A 674-nucleotide genomic window follows, 5' to 3' on the forward strand; every position below is an offset into this window, starting at 1 on the left:
GATAGCATATAGCTCGCTTGAATTCCAATTCATAGAGCCTTATGCTTGAGTGGTTTTCTATATCCCGAAATCTGAATCATGACAAAAGCTGCTGAAACTCTTGAAAAGAAAATCGAAGCCCAGTTAGAAAAGCTGAAACAGTTAAAGGCTCGCAAACAAGCTATCGAAGCTAGAGAAAGATCAAAGCAAAAAGAGCAGGAAAGAAAGGATGATACTAGACGTAAAATTTTGCTCGGTTCGTATTTGATTAAAAAGATGAATGCCAATGAAGCCAATAAAGACAAAATACTTGCTGAACTCAACGAATATTTAACAGAAGATAGAGATCGTCAGCTTTTCGATTTACCTCTTATTAATGCAACCCAAGAAAAGCCCCTCGTTTTTTTTGAAAAAGAATTTAAGTCATCTGCACAAGCTGATATTTTCTACAAAAAATTTGTTTCTCACTTTGATGTTTTTAATTTTATTAAGCAATCTAATAACTTATGGGTGTTAAGTGTTGGGGTTGAAGAATTTGGCGATCACTATATTGAACTAGCCGATATTTTCTACAATCCATCATACGAGGAACTTCACACAGAAGATGATGATGAAGAATGGGAACCAGATTTTGATAGTGATCGCAAAGTTACAGACGTAGGGCTTAACGGTTATCCAGCAGGTTACGATACTAG

General features: G+C 35.8%; 1 protein-coding gene. It reads left to right on the top strand.

The features are described 5' to 3' along the window. Positions 1 to 78: 78 nt before the first annotated feature. Positions 79 to 674 (top strand): hypothetical protein (locus RSC39_RS11970; protein ID WP_332537452.1); only part of this gene is annotated, 596 nt, incomplete at its 3' end.

The organism is Lactococcus sp., from assembly GCF_036648155.1.
GTDB classification, from domain to species: domain Bacteria; phylum Bacillota; class Bacilli; order Lactobacillales; family Streptococcaceae; genus Lactococcus; species Lactococcus cremoris.